This window comes from Pseudoalteromonas sp. S3776 (genome assembly GCF_005886915.1).
In the GTDB taxonomy this organism is placed as follows: domain Bacteria; phylum Pseudomonadota; class Gammaproteobacteria; order Enterobacterales; family Alteromonadaceae; genus Pseudoalteromonas.
The window spans coordinates 97,111-112,114 of sequence record NZ_PNCU01000002.1 but is presented as its reverse complement, the minus strand read 5'-3'; the positions used below and the strand labels follow the sequence as shown (position 1 = coordinate 112,114).

General features: G+C 41.0%; 14 protein-coding genes. 5 read left to right on the top strand and 9 right to left on the bottom strand.

The annotated features are described in order from the left end of the window. The 3 genes from CWC16_RS01695 to CWC16_RS01685 all read left to right on the top strand — a co-directional run bounded on the left by CWC16_RS01695 (nt 1) and on the right by CWC16_RS01685 (nt 5,252). Nucleotides 1-3,132 (top strand): efflux RND transporter permease subunit, encoded by a 3,132-nt coding sequence (locus tag CWC16_RS01695; protein WP_138540244.1) that lies wholly within the window; start codon nt 1-3, stop codon nt 3,130-3,132. Then, entirely contained in the window at nt 3,132-4,547 is a 1,416-nt protein-coding gene (locus CWC16_RS01690; protein ID WP_138540243.1) for an efflux transporter outer membrane subunit, read from the top strand. The genes CWC16_RS01695 and CWC16_RS01690 overlap by 1 nt, the downstream gene beginning before the upstream one ends. 78 nt (nt 4,548-4,625) lie before the next feature. Next, nucleotides 4,626-5,252: a TetR/AcrR family transcriptional regulator gene (locus CWC16_RS01685; RefSeq protein ID WP_055019147.1), complete on the top strand. Its 627-nt coding sequence runs from the start codon at nt 4,626-4,628 to the stop codon at nt 5,250-5,252. A 41-nt stretch (nt 5,253-5,293) separates the two neighbouring features. On the opposite strand, the gene CWC16_RS01680 is transcribed toward CWC16_RS01685, so the two are convergent. The 6 genes from CWC16_RS01680 to CWC16_RS01655 all read right to left on the bottom strand — a co-directional run bounded on the left by CWC16_RS01680 (nt 5,294) and on the right by CWC16_RS01655 (nt 11,250). Further along, on the bottom strand, nt 5,294-6,397 hold the full coding sequence (locus tag CWC16_RS01680) for a HupE/UreJ family protein (protein ID WP_138540242.1): 1,104 nt from the start codon (nt 6,395-6,397) through the stop codon (nt 5,294-5,296). Next, nucleotides 6,394-7,422 carry a tetratricopeptide repeat protein gene (locus CWC16_RS01675; protein ID WP_138540241.1) on the bottom strand — a complete coding sequence of 343 codons (1,029 nt, stop codon included), beginning with the start codon at nt 7,420-7,422 and terminating at the stop codon, nt 6,394-6,396. Before CWC16_RS01675 ends, CWC16_RS01680 begins: the two co-directional genes overlap by 4 nt. Before the next feature lie 367 nt (nt 7,423-7,789). Further along, nucleotides 7,790-8,293, bottom strand: a complete 504-nt coding sequence (locus CWC16_RS01670; RefSeq protein WP_138540240.1) for a cadherin-like domain-containing protein — start codon at nt 8,291-8,293, stop codon at nt 7,790-7,792. A gap of 10 nt (nt 8,294-8,303) precedes the next feature. Beyond that, entirely contained in the window at nt 8,304-9,896 is a 1,593-nt protein-coding gene (locus CWC16_RS01665; RefSeq protein WP_138540239.1) for a DUF4331 domain-containing protein, read from the bottom strand. 149 nt (nt 9,897-10,045) lie between these two features. Continuing rightward, nucleotides 10,046-10,729, bottom strand: a complete 684-nt coding sequence (locus tag CWC16_RS01660; RefSeq protein WP_138540238.1) for an anti-sigma factor — start codon at nt 10,727-10,729, stop codon at nt 10,046-10,048. Further along, the gene (locus tag CWC16_RS01655) at nt 10,726-11,250 is read right to left on the bottom strand and encodes a sigma-70 family RNA polymerase sigma factor (RefSeq protein WP_138540237.1); all 525 of its coding nucleotides are present in this window, start codon (nt 11,248-11,250) and stop codon (nt 10,726-10,728) included. The genes CWC16_RS01660 and CWC16_RS01655 overlap by 4 nt, the downstream gene beginning before the upstream one ends. Nucleotides 11,251-11,698: 448 nt before the next feature. On the opposite strand from CWC16_RS01655, the gene CWC16_RS01650 reads away from it, so the two are divergent. Beyond that, entirely contained in the window at nt 11,699-13,318 is a 1,620-nt protein-coding gene (locus CWC16_RS01650) for a diacylglycerol kinase family protein (protein ID WP_138540236.1), read from the top strand. Nucleotides 13,319-13,356: 38 nt separating this feature from the next. Here the strand turns inward: CWC16_RS01650 and CWC16_RS01645 are convergent, their stop codons facing one another. Together CWC16_RS01645 and CWC16_RS01640 are read right to left on the bottom strand one after the other, a co-directional pair. Further along, nucleotides 13,357-13,665: a VF530 family protein gene (locus CWC16_RS01645; protein ID WP_138540235.1), complete on the bottom strand. Its 309-nt coding sequence runs from the start codon at nt 13,663-13,665 to the stop codon at nt 13,357-13,359. Between the two features lie 54 nt (nt 13,666-13,719). Then, complete coding sequence (locus tag CWC16_RS01640; protein WP_249929177.1) at nt 13,720-14,010, bottom strand: DUF1496 domain-containing protein; 291 nt, start codon at nt 14,008-14,010, stop codon at nt 13,720-13,722. 129 nt (nt 14,011-14,139) lie between these two features. On the opposite strand from CWC16_RS01640, the gene CWC16_RS01635 reads away from it, so the two are divergent. Then, nucleotides 14,140-14,373 (top strand): TIGR02647 family protein, encoded by a 234-nt coding sequence (locus tag CWC16_RS01635; protein ID WP_055013801.1) that lies wholly within the window; start codon nt 14,140-14,142, stop codon nt 14,371-14,373. Here the strand turns inward: CWC16_RS01635 and maiA are convergent. Then, the gene (gene maiA / locus CWC16_RS01630) at nt 14,370-14,999 is read right to left on the bottom strand and encodes a maleylacetoacetate isomerase (RefSeq protein ID WP_138540387.1); all 630 of its coding nucleotides are present in this window, start codon (nt 14,997-14,999) and stop codon (nt 14,370-14,372) included. The two genes, CWC16_RS01635 and maiA, sit on opposite strands and share 4 nt — an antisense overlap. Between the last annotated feature and the right edge of the window lie 5 nt (nt 15,000-15,004).

The window sequence follows — 15,004 nt, the reverse complement described above, 5'->3', positions numbered from 1 at the left end:
ATGTCACGATTTTTTATCGACAGACCCATCTTTGCGTGGGTACTTGCCATCGTGGTTATGCTTGCAGGTGTGTTGGCTATTCAAAGCTTACCCATAGCACAATACCCGTCAATTGCACCGCCAGCAATTAGCATTACCGCTACTTACCCTGGGGCATCAGCTCGTACATTAGAAGATACGGTCACTCAGGTTATAGAGCAAAAAATGAAAGGACTTGATGGCTTGTTGTATATGTCATCTACATCTGAGTCGAGCGGTTCAGCTACGCTTACGCTTTCATTTAGCGCCGACACAGACCCAGATATTGCCCAGGTGCAAGTGCAAAACAAGTTAGCCACAGCGACCCCTTTACTCCCTGAAGAAGTACAAAGACAGGGTGTATCGGTGGCAAAATCTGCACGTAACTTTTTAATGGTTTTAGGTTTTGTATCAAAAGACGGCAGTATGACCAATATCGACATTGGTGATTATGTCTCATCGAATGTGCAAGATATTGTCTCGCGTGTTGAAGGGGTAGGTGAAGTTCAGTTATTTGGCTCTCAATATGCTATGCGTATTTGGTTAGATCCAGCTAAGCTGCAAAATTATAAATTAACACCTGCGGATATTAGCACTTCAATTAGTGCCCAAAATGCGCAAGTATCGGCTGGTCAATTAGGCGGCATGCCAGCGGTTGAAGGCCAGCAGCTCAATGCAACGGTGACAGCGCAAAGCCGTTTGCAAACCGCAGCAGAGTTTGAACAAATTATAGTAAAAGCAAACGCTGATGGCTCGTTTGTACGCCTTGAAGATGTAGCGCGTGTAGAGCTCGGCGGCGAGAGCTACCGTGTTGTAGCACGTTACGATGGAAAACCTGCATCGGGCTTAGGTATTAAGCTTGCCAGTGGTGCAAATGCCCTTGATACAGCCGAAGGTGTAAAAGCTGCAATTGCAGAGCTTAAGGCGTTTTTCCCTGAAGGATTAGACGTTGTTGTACCATACGACACTACACCGTTTGTATCGCTATCGATTGAAAAAGTGGTTCATACGTTAATAGAAGCAGTGGTACTGGTTTTTGTAGTTATGTATCTGTTTTTACAAAACTTCCGCGCTACGCTTATTCCAACGATTGCTGTGCCAGTGGTGTTGCTAGGTACTTTTGGTATTTTGTACACATTTGGTTATTCAATAAATACATTAACCATGTTTGCTATGGTACTTGCCATAGGCCTACTGGTAGACGATGCCATTGTTGTAGTAGAAAACGTTGAACGTGTAATGAGTGAAGAAAAGCTTTCTGCGCTTGAGGCAACACGTAAATCGATGGATGAAATTAAAGGCGCGCTTGTAGGTATTGCCATGGTGCTGTCGGCGGTATTTATTCCGATGGCGTTTTTTAGTGGCTCAACCGGTGTTATTTATCGTCAGTTTTCTATTACGCTGGTATCAGCAATGGGGCTATCGGTATTGGTGGCGCTTATTTTAACACCAGCATTGTGTGCAACGCTTTTAAAACCAAGCCATGTTCATGATAACAGCTCGTTATTCGGTCGTTTTTTCAGCGGCTTTAACCGCGGGTTTGATAAAACTAATTCAGGCGCACAAAGCTTTGTGAGTCGTATGATCCGTTTATCTAAGCGCTATCTTTTATGTTATGGCCTTATTGTCGCGGGTATGGTGTATATCTTTTCAAGCTTACCAACGGCATTTTTACCAGATGAAGACCAAGGTATTTTGTTTAATCAGGTATCACTACCAGCAGGCTCAACGACGGAAGAAACACTTGAAGTCGTTAAAAAAGTAGAAAAGCACTTTTTGAACGATCAATCGGATGCTGTAAATGGTATTTTCACGGTAACTGGATTTAGTTTTGCAGGTTCTGGTCAAAACTCAGCAATTGCTTTTGTGAACTTTAAGCACTGGGATGAGCGTCAAGGCGAAGGTTTATCTGTACAAGCAGTGGCAGGTAAAGCAATGGGCTATTTTTCGACCATTAAAGAAGCGTTTGTGTTTGCCTTTCCGCCACCTGCAATTGTTGAGCTAGGCACGGCTAATGGCTTTAATATTTTCTTACAAGACCGTGTTGGACTTGGCCACGATGCACTACTGGCCGCGCGTAACCAGCTATTAGGATTAGCAAGCCAAAGCCCAATTCTTGCGGGCGTACGCCCTAATGGTCAAGAAGATATGCCAGAGCTACAACTTGATGTAGACCTTGCTAAAGCTCAGGCACTGGGCGTTTCGCAAGCTAATATTAACAGCACCCTAGCAACTGCGTGGGGTAGTAGTTATGTAAATGACTTTATTGACCGCGGCCGTGTTAAAAAGGTTTACCTACAAGGCGATGCCGATTCACGTATGGTGCCAGAGGATTTAAATAAGTGGTATGTACGTAATGATAGCGGTGATATGGTGCCATTTTCAGCCTTTGCAAGTTCGCATTGGACCTATGGCTCGCCACGTCTTGAGCGCTACAATGGCTTTTCAGCAATGGAAATTCAAGGTACTGCTGCGCCAGGTTACAGTACAGGCCAAGCAATGGACGAAATGGAGCGCTTAGTAAAGCAATTACCTAATGGTATTGCCTCTGAGTGGACCGGTATTTCGTTTCAAGAGCGCTCAAGTAGCGGCCAAGCGCCATTGCTATATGGTTTATCACTGCTGTTTGTATTTTTATGTTTAGCAGCGCTTTATGAAAGCTGGTCGGTACCGTTTGCTGTAATGCTTATTGTGCCACTAGGTATATTTGGCGCTATGGTTGCAGCACTTACGGCCGGATTATCTAACGATATATACTTACAGGTTGGTTTGTTAACCACCATAGGTCTTGCCTCTAAAAATGCCATATTAATTGTAGAGTTTGCAATTCATAAAATGCAAGAAGGCCTGAGCTTAGTCGATGCAGCTGTTGCTGCAGTTCGCTTGCGTTTACGCCCAATACTTATGACATCTATGGCCTTTATTTGTGGTGTTATTCCACTTGCTATTGCCTCAAGTGCCGGCTCAGGTGCGCAAAATGCACTGGGTATTTCGATTATTGGTGGTACGCTTGCCTCTTCTATTTTAGTGGTGGTATTTGTGCCGTTATTCTTTGTATTAGTTCGTCGTTTATTCCCTATGGCAAATAGCGAAGACAAAAAGGAGCGCGCGTAATGAGCAAAAAACGTCTAAGTTTAAGCGCCATAACGCTTGTTATTTTAAGTGGTTGCCAATTAGCGCCAGAACAAAAAGAGCTTACTTTACCAGTGCCAGATGCTTATGCATCTGACACTGAGCGAGCATCAGCACAGCAGTTACATTGGCAGCAATTTTTTAACGATGAAAAATTAAAAACCCTGATAGGCTTAAGCCTTGAGCACAATAAGGATATGCAAATAGCGGTACTTAATGTACAGCGCGTTCGTGGCTTATACCAAATCGAAGACTCGGCTTTATACCCATCGTTAGATTTTAACGCCAGTGGTACACGCCAGCGTTTGCCTGCTGAGTTGTCAGGTAGTGGCGAAGCCACAATTAGCTCACAATACAGTGCTACAGTGGGTATTACTTCTTATGAGCTGGATATTTGGGGCAAGGTACGTAACCAATCAGAGCAAGCTCTGCAAAACCTTTATAACACTGAGCTTACTCAGTACAGCACGCAAATTTCACTTATTGCTGAGCTTGCTAATGCGTGGCTAAACTACGCCACCGACTTACAGTTATTAGAACTCGCTAAAGAAACATTAAGCTCGCAACAAGAGTCACTTTCGCTTACGCAAAAAAGCTTTGATTTAGGCGCTACATCGGCCATTACGCTTGAGCAGCTTAAAAGTACTGTCGCCACTGCAAAAGTGGATATAGCAACGTATAAACGCTTGTTAAAACGTGATAAAAGCGCATTAGATTTACTGGTAGGGCAGCCTGTATCGAGTGATTTATTGCCAACTAATTCGTTAACCAATTTATTGGATTTACCAGAAGTACCGGTTGGTTTACCCTCTGATTTACTTACGCAGCGCCCTGATATTAAAGCCGCTGAACATGCTTTATTAGCCGCGAATGCGAATATTGGTATAGCGCGTGCGGCTTTTTATCCTAGCATTAGTTTAACGGCTAATGCGGGCTCTGCCTCAAGTGATTTAAGTGGCTTGTTCGATTCAGGCTCGGGCACGTGGAGCTTTGTACCATCGATAAACTTACCTATTTTTACTATGGGGCGTAATCAGGCAAACCTTGATGTAGCAAAGGCCGAACAAAAAATTGCAGTGGCGACGTACCAGCAAAAAATTCAAAATGCGTTTCGTGAAACCGCTGATGCATTAGCAGATAGAGAAGGCTACAAAGAGCAACTTGATGCCCTTGATATGCTAATTAGTTCGCGTGAGCTTACTTACGATTTATCAAAAATGCGTTACGAAAAAGGAGCTGATAGTTACCTACAGGTACTTGATGCCCAACGTACGTGGTACTCGGCTCAACAGCAGTTAATAACGGGTCAGCAGGCATACCTTGCCAGCCAAATCAACTTGTATAAAGCCTTAGGTGGTGGTTGGAATATAGCTAAAACTCCTGTGCAAGAGCAGTAAAATGAAAGGTGCTATTAAATTAAGCTGTGCAATTAGCTTATCGAATATTATGTATGCCTTTAATACTGGAGTCGGGTTATGAGCACTAAGGCTAAAAGACATTTAGACCCAGCCTTAGCTCAAGCTAGGCGTGAACAGGTGCTCAGTGCTGCCGCAGAGTGTTTTAGACGTAAGGGATACCACGGCGCGGGTATGGCCGAAATTTCCCGAACTGCAGGTATGAGCGCTGGGCATATATATAACTACTTTGAAAGCAAAGAGGCAATAATTGAAAGTATTATTGCTAAAGACATGGAAGAAATGTTCTCTATCTTTCAGGAGTTTGAAGATCACCCGGGTGATGTTTTACAAGCACTTATAGATGGCTTAAACATTGGTGTGCAAAGGCATATGGATACCGGTGCTTGTGTGATTGACTTAGACATGATGGCGGAAGCAGGTCGCAATAATAAGGTGGCCTCGCTTTTGCGCGATATGGATACTCAAGCACGCTCTCGCATGCGCCAACTGCTCACCAGTGAGCGTAGTGCGCTTAAAAACACGGATGAACAAGAGCTTGAGAGCCGTATTAATGTTATTTTTTCGATGATGGCAGGGTTACTGCTTCGTAAGATGCTCTACCCAGAACTCACTGAAGAAACGGTGTTAATTGCACTGAGGCCTGCAATGAAAACTCTGTTATTGCCGTTTGATAAAACCAAGTAATAGACAATCAAAAAGCGAGTCATCGCACTCGCTTTTTAGCATTAAATTCGCTCTATACACCACAGTAAAGCCATTGCTGCTATTGCAAGCGAACCTATAGGCATTATCCATTTTATGTAGATAGGCTTATCTCGCACTATAAGTAACAAGGGCAGTGCTATACACAAAATACTCAACTGTCCCAGTTCAACCCCTAAGTTAAATGCTAAAATGCTCAATAGCTGATAATCACTCGATAACCCAAGCTCACCCAGCACACTGGCAAAGCCCATACCGTGTAATAAACCAAATGCAAAAGTTAGCCAGCCAAGGCGCAATATAACTGGCCATACGTTATTTAAAGCTGCAAATAATACTGAAATTGCAATACCAAGCTCTACCCAGCGGCTATTTGGCGACACCATATTAAGTGCTGTCGCTGTTAAAGTAAGTGAATGGGCAAGAGTAAATGCCGTTACAATCCAGGCTGTGTGCTTAATTATTTGTTTTTTAGAAGCGATTGCCTGCCATTGTTTGTTAGTGCGATACAATACACAGGTTAAAAGTAAGGCAATTAAAAATAAAATATGGTCAATACCAATCCAAATATGTAATACACCTTGGTAAACATATTGGTTAAATGTATTTAGGTAACTTGCTTGCTGTGTAGAAAACGTCTGTTGTTGCTCGGCTTTGGTAAATACGCGCGATACGTGGTTTACGTTAACAATCACCTTGTGATTAGCATCGTGCTCAAAAAAAGCACTGTAGTTAAGGGTGATATCGGCATTATTGGCACAGCTAAATAGCAGCGGTAAAACTAAATAAGCCTCATTAAAATGGTTATCTAATTGGTAGTTATCAGCAATTGTTAGCGGGCAAGTTTGCAAGTTTTGTAAAACAGTAAAATTAGTTTTTGCATAGCGATTAATGGTTTCGCTTTGTGACTTAAGCTCGCCCCAGCTTATTTGTTGGTCTTGGTTTAAATCAAGCGCAACGCTTTGTTCTAAGTCGTTAATATTTATTTGCCATGTACCTGTATATTGCTGCGGATTTTGCGCGTTATCTAATGTGATGTAACTGGTACTTAGTTGGTGTGCTTGTGCACTAAAAGTGCAAATTAGTGTAACAAGTAAAATGGTTAAAAAAGAGCTTATTGTTTTCATAAGGTGTCCCTAGCCATGGCATTAGCTTGGTGTAATAGGTGTTGATCTATGCTCATTTTTGCTTGCTGCCAATTTATATTTGCCCAATATTGTGCCTTGGCTTTATCTACTTGTACATGAATATAATAGTTAGCTAAATCATTGGCATGAAAAGTATCTTGTCGTTGTTCTCGTAAGTTAACGCGTTGCTGCATACGCGTTTGCCACAGCTCACTGGCTTTATGTGTGCTGCGTTTTTCAGCTATGGCGAGCCTAAGTAAAACAGCATCTTCAAGTTGACTCTTTAAATTGCTAAATTGACTCAAGGTATTAAGTACCTGCTCAGAGTTGTTTTGGCTTAGCTGTATATCAGCCCACAACACAATAAGGCTTACAGGTGCTTTGCTTAAATCAATACTGTTAATGTGCTCAAGCGCTTTATTGAGCTTATTAAGCCTAAACGCCATCTCACTAAGTATCTGCTTGGTTGTTAAGCTTATGTCTTTATTTTGAGTAATATTAAGTAATGATTGATAGCTTTGCTGTAATTGGCCTTGCTGACTTTGAATATCAAGCACACAAGTTGTTGCGGTGATAACGCTTGCTGCTCCAATAAGAGACACACAGTGTCGCTTGGCTTGTTCAAACTTACCTTGTGTCATTAACATATTTGCCAATAAAAGGTGGGTATTGACGTGGTGCGGGTGTTTTTTTATTACAGTATTTGCAACTTCAATAGCGTGAGTAAATTGATGCTCTTTTTGTAACACTCTTGCATATAAATAGCCTATTTGTGCCGTGGGCTGTTGTTTATAAAGTGCCGCTAAGCGGTTTTTTAGCACTCCTTGATACAGCTCGGTTTGCCCTATGTATTGGCTATTTAAGACCAAAGTGTTGAGTTGCTCTATTGTTAAATCAGCGCTAATTGATGAATTACTGGTTGCAACAATATCGTTATCTTCTGGAATTATGGGCTCTGCATCAACATTACTTACATACAGTGCAGCGCAAAAAACAAAGAGCATTTTTTTATAATAACCGCGCATCGTTTTATCCTCTTAAAAAAGCCATCCATGGCCATCAGCTTAAATTATTTAATTAGGGCGTATTGAACTTTGCGGATTGAACTTGTTCAATCTAGGGGCGATTAAATCGCGGCGCGAGGTTTGTAACCTAGTGGGCTCGATAACTGCTCCTGCGTTATTCTAATGACTTACATCCATGTAAGAATAAGTAAAAACCGAGCAACAAAGAGTTTATCTCCCCTAGAAAGAACCCGAAGGGCAGCGCATGCTTGGCATTTATGCTTCGTTATCGCCTATTTATGAGGAATAACCACACTTCATAGGCTCTGCCTTGCCTAAAAGCCAAACATACTGCTGCAAATTCAACCATCAAAGAGCAACACGCCCTTTAGTTACCTGATGAAATAGTACTTACATCGGTATCTGTATTGGTAAAAACACGTCCATTGGTCGATAGTGGTTCATCGTTAGGGCTTTGATTAAACGCATCACTGGCAAATTGTGCAAAATCTACTTGCAAAGCCTCAATGGTAATATCAACCATGGCCGTCACTTGCTGGTTTACCCCATCAGATACGCCAAACATAAAGCTGTCACTGCCTGTTGCTTCTTTATTGGGTGTATAGGTAAAACTGCCATCACTATTAACTACTACATTGCCCAGTGTAGGCTCTGTTGTGAGTTCATAGGTGAGTGAGTCGCCATCGGCATCACTCGCTACTAACGTGTCGTTAATTTCAACTTCTGTTTGTGTGGTTAACATTACATCGCTTGCACTGGGGGCTGTATTTACCACCGGTGTAGGCTGCTTATTGTCATCATCGTTGCTACATGCGCCAAGCGTTAGTGCGCCAAGTAGTACACCGATGTGAGTAAGAGTTAAATTATGCATACATTACTCCTTATTTAGACCCTGCAAGTGGGGTGGCTAAGTATGGGAAAGCGGCATCCATCATGCTTGCATCAACAGGCGCACCATCAGTAAATGGCACTGTACCTACATCAGCATCTTCTGGTGTACACAGCCCTAAGTCGGTGTCTTCACCATTTACTGGGATAGGGTGACACAAACGACCCATTACCACGCGAAGTGCAATATCTACTACATCATCACCTGGACGACGGCCATTTGGAAAGCCCGCTAAATCATCACCCGCAACACCAAATGCAGATTGATCAGCCTGTGCTGTGGCTGCAATTGCGGTATTTAAACGTAACATTTCTGAAGGCGTTACTGTTGCTTGTTGGTTTACACCAGCAAAACCGGTTAAAAATGCGGTGATTAAATCGGTACGCGGAAAATTAGTGGGGGCGAGGGTTTCTAAGTTAGCGCCAAGCGTGGTATTGACTGCATCTTTAAATAAAATATTTAAAAGCTCTGGTAAAGACGGGTGCGAAACATAATCTAAAAATTGCGCATCATCTTTAGGGTGAGCTGTTGAGAAGGTATCTTTGTCTTTAATACCAATAACAAGCTCGTTAACTAAAGGGTTACCTAAGCGTGAAACCTGTGTTAAAGCGCCGCCATTTACCGCGTTGTTTGCAAATTTAGCGTTGGGGTTTAAAATGCGTGCTTGCGGCAGGCTTGCTGTTGTCCATGAGCCAATTACGCCGTTGCCTTCACCCACAATACAGCTTTTAGGCATTTCAATGGCAATTGATGTCACATTTTTATCAATAAGGTCATCATTATCGGCAGATTGCGTAATACCCCCAGGAAAACCACCACCATCGCCCGCACCTGGCGCACTATCACCTTCTACAGGCACATAGTTAACTAAATCAAAAGTTTTACCTAAGTTAACAACAAATGGGTCTTTGCGCTGGCCAACAAACACTTTGGCCATATTGTCACAGCCCGGTACAGACACTTGATAAACAAACTGATCGGCATAAGTTTGGTAATCAGTCATTGAACCAAATGTTTTATCGCCTACATAATCTAGCGGTTTGTTGAACGTGGTTGAGCTGGTGGTGGTATTGCTTAGTGTGGTACTGGTACCTGTGCGTTGTGGGCCGTTAATCATGCTTAGTGTATATGACTCACTAAAATTTGCAGCGCTATCATCACCAGCTGCAACGCCACCTACATTTTTAAGCGGTACAGATACAGTGCGTTGATTACCTTCTGGGCCAACAGTTAACTGCACACCCTGGTTATCGTTTGGCAGCATACTGGTAAAATTAAAGGCAAAAGTAATATCTTCTACTGCATCACCATCATTATCAATATGAATACTGTAGGTTGCATCTGGGCCCATAGCGAAGTAGTTAGGGCCGCCATAGGCATCTTGTAAAGGAATATAATTGGCAATAAACGTAACGTAATCGTCTCTGCCTGCTTCATAACTATTAAATACGTAAAAGTCGGAAGAGTCTAAGGTTGGAAAGCGGCTAATATTTGGCGCTTCACGATGACTTGATGCCTCGCTAGAGGTGCTTACTAAGGTACTGCATACTACTACTGCGAGTATAGATGGAGTTAAAGCTTTCATGACTTTTTCCTTTAGTTTTGATTGGAGTCATAACTAATAACGAAGCAAAAAGCACATTAGATGCAAAAAAGTTAAAATATTTTTAAATTTGTTAAATAAGTGGGGTGGGTTGGCCTAAATAGATAAGCCAACCTAATGCGATTATTGAGTTATAAAACCACTAAATCTGTAGTATATAGTACTTGGGTTGGTAGGCCGTTAGGCGAGCCACCTAACGGCTCTAAACTTACTGCAAGTAGAGCAATATTTTGGGCATTAAAACGAGCGTCTTTTATTAAAAGCTTTTCACCTTGTTTAGGTAATAAACCAAGCGAAATAGGCGTGTCCTGTCCTTGTAAAATCATCCACAGCTCGTAGTCTTTATCTGTTTGCGCAACCAATTTGGTACTCGCTTTAATTGATAATGCTTGCTCGTCCACATTAATAATCCACAGTGATTGCTTATCTTGGTTTTGTACAAGCGCAATCTGCTGGCTATCTTGCAGTTGTGTTACTGGTTTAATAACTACAAATGCTAAAATAATACAGGCCGCTGTGGCTATAAACGACCAAGTACGCCATACCGATGGCGCCGGTTTTATAACTGTTTTAATCGGCTGAGCATTGCTTTCTATTTTATCTAAAATGTGCAGCCAAACATGCTCATCGGGTGCTTGTGGTGTAATTGCACTGGCTAAACCATTTAAATTTTGCTCCCACATCATAGTGGCTTCTCGGGCTTGCGGTAAACTGAGCATTAAGCGTTGAAAACGTTTTCGGGCAAGGCCATTTAGAGTACCTAGCACATATTGCCCAGCTAAAGCATCAAGTAGTTCTGGTTTGTTATAGTTCATAATGTTAAACACCTCTGCAATTGCTGCAAACCACGCCTTATCCAGCTTTTAACTGTGCCTAAAGGCGTTTCTATATGATTGACCAGCTCACCATGGCTTAAGCCTTTGTAATACGCTAGGTGAATGGCTTGTTTTTGCTGTGGGTCGAGTTGCTCAATGCAATTTACAAGTTTGGTTTGATCATCGTAGTTAATGTCTATGTCTTGTTCATCATATTCCTCATCGCCTATGGCTTGTTCTTTTCTGACCTTATGATAGCGCAGCGCGTCTAAGCTTCTGTACCGTACTATGCTTATCATCCAACTTATTACGGTGCCTTTTGTAGGATTGTATTCTGACGCGTTATGCCAAATTTTTATAAATGCTTCTTGCAATACCTCTTCAGCGTGCGCTCGATTTGAGAGCATATTTAAACTTGTTGCAAATAACTTAGCGCTTGTTTGCCGGTACAAATCGGCAAACGCAGCTTTATTACCTTGTGCTGTTTTACACAAAAGAGGAAGTAGATTGTCGTTTTCCATAGGGTTCCTGTTATTTTTATTATTATTGAGGCGCATTGCGCTGTATTAATTAAATTTTTACCTAGAAACATATTAAGTCTCGCGTGATAAACACTTATCGACTAGATATTAATGTAAATAAAATATAAACACACTCTCAATAAACGTGTGAGAAGGGCGATTGGATGCAAAACGTTGAACTGTTATTTATCTTAGCTGCTCTTAACTAAGAGACAAGTTTTAGCCATAAAACAGACGCATAAGGCGAGTGAGAAAAAATGACCCAGAACTGTGTAAAAAGCGGCTAATATGGCCAATTTCTTAAAGTTGAAGATTTTAATCTGTTTAATATCAATCGGTTATATTTATTTTCAAGTTCTAAATACAATTTTTGTTGGCCTGTAAATTGCAACTATACTTATAAACAGCTGTAAAAATTTGCCAAAACAGTAAAAATAAAGGAGAAAATATGTGGGCTGCAACGAGTTATTTAATTTTAGCGTTAATTTTTATATGGATAGGCTGGGAGGTTAACTCGGTTTACTTTGCAGTGGTGTTTTACTGGAGTGCCTTGTCGTTAATACTCGTCAGTGGCGCTTATATTTTTAATCTGGCAAAAATTTTTAGAAAGCGCGAAAATGGCATCATTCCTTTTTATATTCGTTGGGCTTTTGTGCCCTTTTTATTAGGTGCCCAAATTTACAATGCGTACTCTCGCAAGCACGATAAAGTCCCTCCCATTCAAAAAATTAACGAGCATTTATTTTTAGCATGTCGATTGTTTCCCTCTGATATTGATACGTTAAAAGAAAACGGTATAACAGCAATATTAGATGTAACGTGTGAGTTTGATGGCTTGGAGTGGAGCTCAACCCAAGAAAATATTAGCTATTTAAATATCCCAGTGCTTGATCATAGTGTGCCTACTCATTCGCAATTAAACCAAGCCATTAACTGGATACATCATCATATTAAAGAAGACCGCCGAGTGGTCGTTCATTGCGCACTAGGAAGAGGGCGTTCAGTATTTGTGATGGCTGCATATTTGTTGAGCCAAGATAAAAATGCAGATGTACATCAAATACTTGCACAAATTAAAGAGACACGTGAAACCGCAAACCTTAATAAACACCAACTTCGCCATTTGGCTAAACGACATAAAAAGGGGGAGCTTGTTATAAAAAACAAAGCGGTATTAATAGCAAACCCAGTGTCGGGCACTAAAATGTGGCAAGATAAAGAGCCCTTAATAGTGGCTAGGCTGTCGGAATATTATGATTTAAACGTTTTAACTACCTCTAAAGAAGTAAATGGAATTGAACTTGCTAAACAAGCTATTAAAAATAAGCCAGACATAATAATTGCCTGTGGCGGTGATGGAACCGTGACAGAAGTAGCTAGTGTGTTGGTAAACACTCAGTGCAAGCTGGGTATTATCCCAATGGGTACAGCCAATGCTTTAGCCCATGTGCTTATGGGTATTAGCTCTAAAATAATTCCTGTCGAGCAGGCCTGCGAATTAATTATAGATGGGCAAACACATACAATAGACACCGCCTACTGTAATGACGAGCTTATGCTGTTGTTAGCGGGAATTGGTTATGAGCAATCGATGATTGAAAAAGCCGACAGAGATTCAAAGAATAAATCGGGTCAGCTTGCTTACTTAAACGGCTTTTTTCAGGCATTTAGTGAGCAAAAAGCGCAAACACTCTATGTAACTCTTGATGATAATCAAACCCAAGAGGTGCAAACAAATAGCTTTATTGTTGCTAACGCAGCCCCTTTTACCACGTTGTTAGCGCAAGGGGGAGGACAGCCTAATCACGAAGATGGTTTATTGGACATAAATTGGCTGATACCGAGCGAAGAAAACACAACCAGTGTGCTTAGTATTGCTGAGTTGATGTTTAGTAGTATTACGCAAACGCAATTAGCTATTAGTTCGCATCATACCAACGCTAAAAAAGTAACGATTACTGCAGATGAAGAAATTAAGTATGTATTAGATGGTGAAATAAAAACAGCGCATACGCTTACTCTTACAGTTGACCCTGCCTCATTAAATGTAATTAGTAAGGAATTATAAAATAAAAAATGCACGTATTTAACGTGCATTTTTGTGTATTACTTTTTAATGCTTGGCCAAACAAAACTACTGCTATTGCTTGAGTTAGTAGGCTTAGAGCGCTGAGCGCCTTTGGGTTTACGCAGCGGTTTGTTACTTAGTGTATGTAAGTAGAGAGCTTCAACTTTATCGCGTGCCCAAGGGGTTTTACGTAAAAATTTTAAGCTTGATTTAATGCTTGGCGAGTCGGTAAAACATTTAATTTTTACTTGCTCGCCCATGGCTTTAAAACCTAAACGTTGTTCAAGCTCTACTAAAATTTGTTCTAATGTTACCCCGTGAAGAGGATTCTTTGGTTGATTATCCATAGCCATACTACTTATTTAAACTGTGCGCATTGTAGCGTAAATCCGCATTTAGCGCTAATTGACCCTAATGGTTTTAGGTTTTGCGGGGTACACAAGATTGCCTTTTTTATCTAATTTTAACCAAATGAGCTTACTGTTATTATGCTGAGGGTTACTAGGGGCGCAAACTAAGGTAAAAGAATGTATTTGTACCAACGCACCTTCACTATAACGTTTGTTATCGTACCAACAAATATTACCAGCGTTAATAACCTCGTTAGTGTCAATAATAGAATATGTTTTAACTGTTTTAGCATCGCTACTAGGGGAAAGAGTTAACGCAATTGTAAAAATAAATAAAACCATAATATGGCGCATGGGCGACCTCGAATGTTGATAGTTTAAAAATAGTACACACGATTAAAAAACATGCTAGGGTAAGTAATAGCGTTATACAACACTGACTTAAACACACAACTATAAAAAGGTGAAGACATGCGATTTAATCAAATAATGATAGATGAATTTACGTTATTAGCTAAGTTTCCTAGGGATAGCAAAATGCAGGGGATAAAGTTACATTCTGACGCAGAGCCTAATTTATTAAGTGCGGCGCAACGGTTATTTGATAAAGGCGTAATAGATAGCCCAGATGGTGGCTATTTGACCGATTTGGGCTTAGATTTAATAGAGCATGTAAGTGTTATTCACAGCGCTTTAAAAAGTTAAACTGCATCGCGTTGATTTTGCGGCGCTGCTTCATTAAAAGCGGGCAGTGCATTACAGCGTGCATAAATGGCTGCAATTTTCGGATACGCAGCCATATCTACATTAAAACGCAACGCATTAAATACCTGTGGCACTAAACAAATATCAGCCAGTGATGGTTTATCGCCTACACAAAAATCACAGTCTTCGCTTAGCATTGATTCAATTTTTTCAAACCCGACCTCAACCCAATGTCTGTACCATTTATTTTTCGCCTCGTCATTGACGTTCAGTTCACTTGATAAATACTTTAAAACACGTAAATTATTTACAGGGTGAATATCACACGCTACGGCATAACTTATGTTACGAATCTGCGCTTTTTGCCATGCATTCCCATAAACCAGAAGCGTTTGCGGATAGCTTTCATCTAACCATTCTAAAATAGCAAGTGATTGCGCTAATACACCGTCCTCTGTTTCAATAGCGGGTAATAAACCTTGCACGTTTTTATCTAAGTAAGGCTGAGCTGACTGTTCAGATTTCAGTAAATTAACAAATTGCATATCGTGCTCAATGCCTTTTAAATTAAGTGCTATGCGAACACGGTATGCAGCAGATGAGCGAAAGTAGCTGTAGAGTTTCATTGTCA

Excerpts from the sequence above, each read along its gene's own strand:
- CWC16_RS01695 (WP_138540244.1), top strand. The coding sequence starts at position 1 with ATGTCACGATTTTTTATCGACAGACCCATCTTTGCGTGGGTACTTGCC.
- CWC16_RS01690 (WP_138540243.1), top strand. The coding sequence starts at position 3,132 with ATGAGCAAAAAACGTCTAAGTTTAAGCGCCATAACGCTTGTTATTTTA.
- CWC16_RS01685 (WP_055019147.1), top strand. The coding sequence starts at position 4,626 with ATGAGCACTAAGGCTAAAAGACATTTAGACCCAGCCTTAGCTCAAGCT.
- CWC16_RS01680 (WP_138540242.1), bottom strand. The coding sequence starts at position 6,397 with ATGAAAACAATAAGCTCTTTTTTAACCATTTTACTTGTTACACTAATT.
- CWC16_RS01675 (WP_138540241.1), bottom strand. The coding sequence starts at position 7,422 with ATGCGCGGTTATTATAAAAAAATGCTCTTTGTTTTTTGCGCTGCACTG.
- CWC16_RS01670 (WP_138540240.1), bottom strand. The coding sequence starts at position 8,293 with ATGCATAATTTAACTCTTACTCACATCGGTGTACTACTTGGCGCACTA.
- CWC16_RS01665 (WP_138540239.1), bottom strand. The coding sequence starts at position 9,896 with ATGAAAGCTTTAACTCCATCTATACTCGCAGTAGTAGTATGCAGTACC.
- CWC16_RS01660 (WP_138540238.1), bottom strand. The coding sequence starts at position 10,729 with ATGAACTATAACAAACCAGAACTACTTGATGCTTTAGCTGGGCAATAT.
- CWC16_RS01655 (WP_138540237.1), bottom strand. The coding sequence starts at position 11,250 with ATGGAAAACGACAATCTACTTCCTCTTTTGTGTAAAACAGCACAAGGT.
- CWC16_RS01650 (WP_138540236.1), top strand. The coding sequence starts at position 11,699 with ATGTGGGCTGCAACGAGTTATTTAATTTTAGCGTTAATTTTTATATGG.
- CWC16_RS01645 (WP_138540235.1), bottom strand. The coding sequence starts at position 13,665 with ATGGATAATCAACCAAAGAATCCTCTTCACGGGGTAACATTAGAACAA.
- CWC16_RS01640 (WP_249929177.1), bottom strand. The coding sequence starts at position 14,010 with ATGGTTTTATTTATTTTTACAATTGCGTTAACTCTTTCCCCTAGTAGC.
- CWC16_RS01635 (WP_055013801.1), top strand. The coding sequence starts at position 14,140 with ATGCGATTTAATCAAATAATGATAGATGAATTTACGTTATTAGCTAAG.
- maiA (WP_138540387.1), bottom strand. The coding sequence starts at position 14,999 with ATGAAACTCTACAGCTACTTTCGCTCATCTGCTGCATACCGTGTTCGC.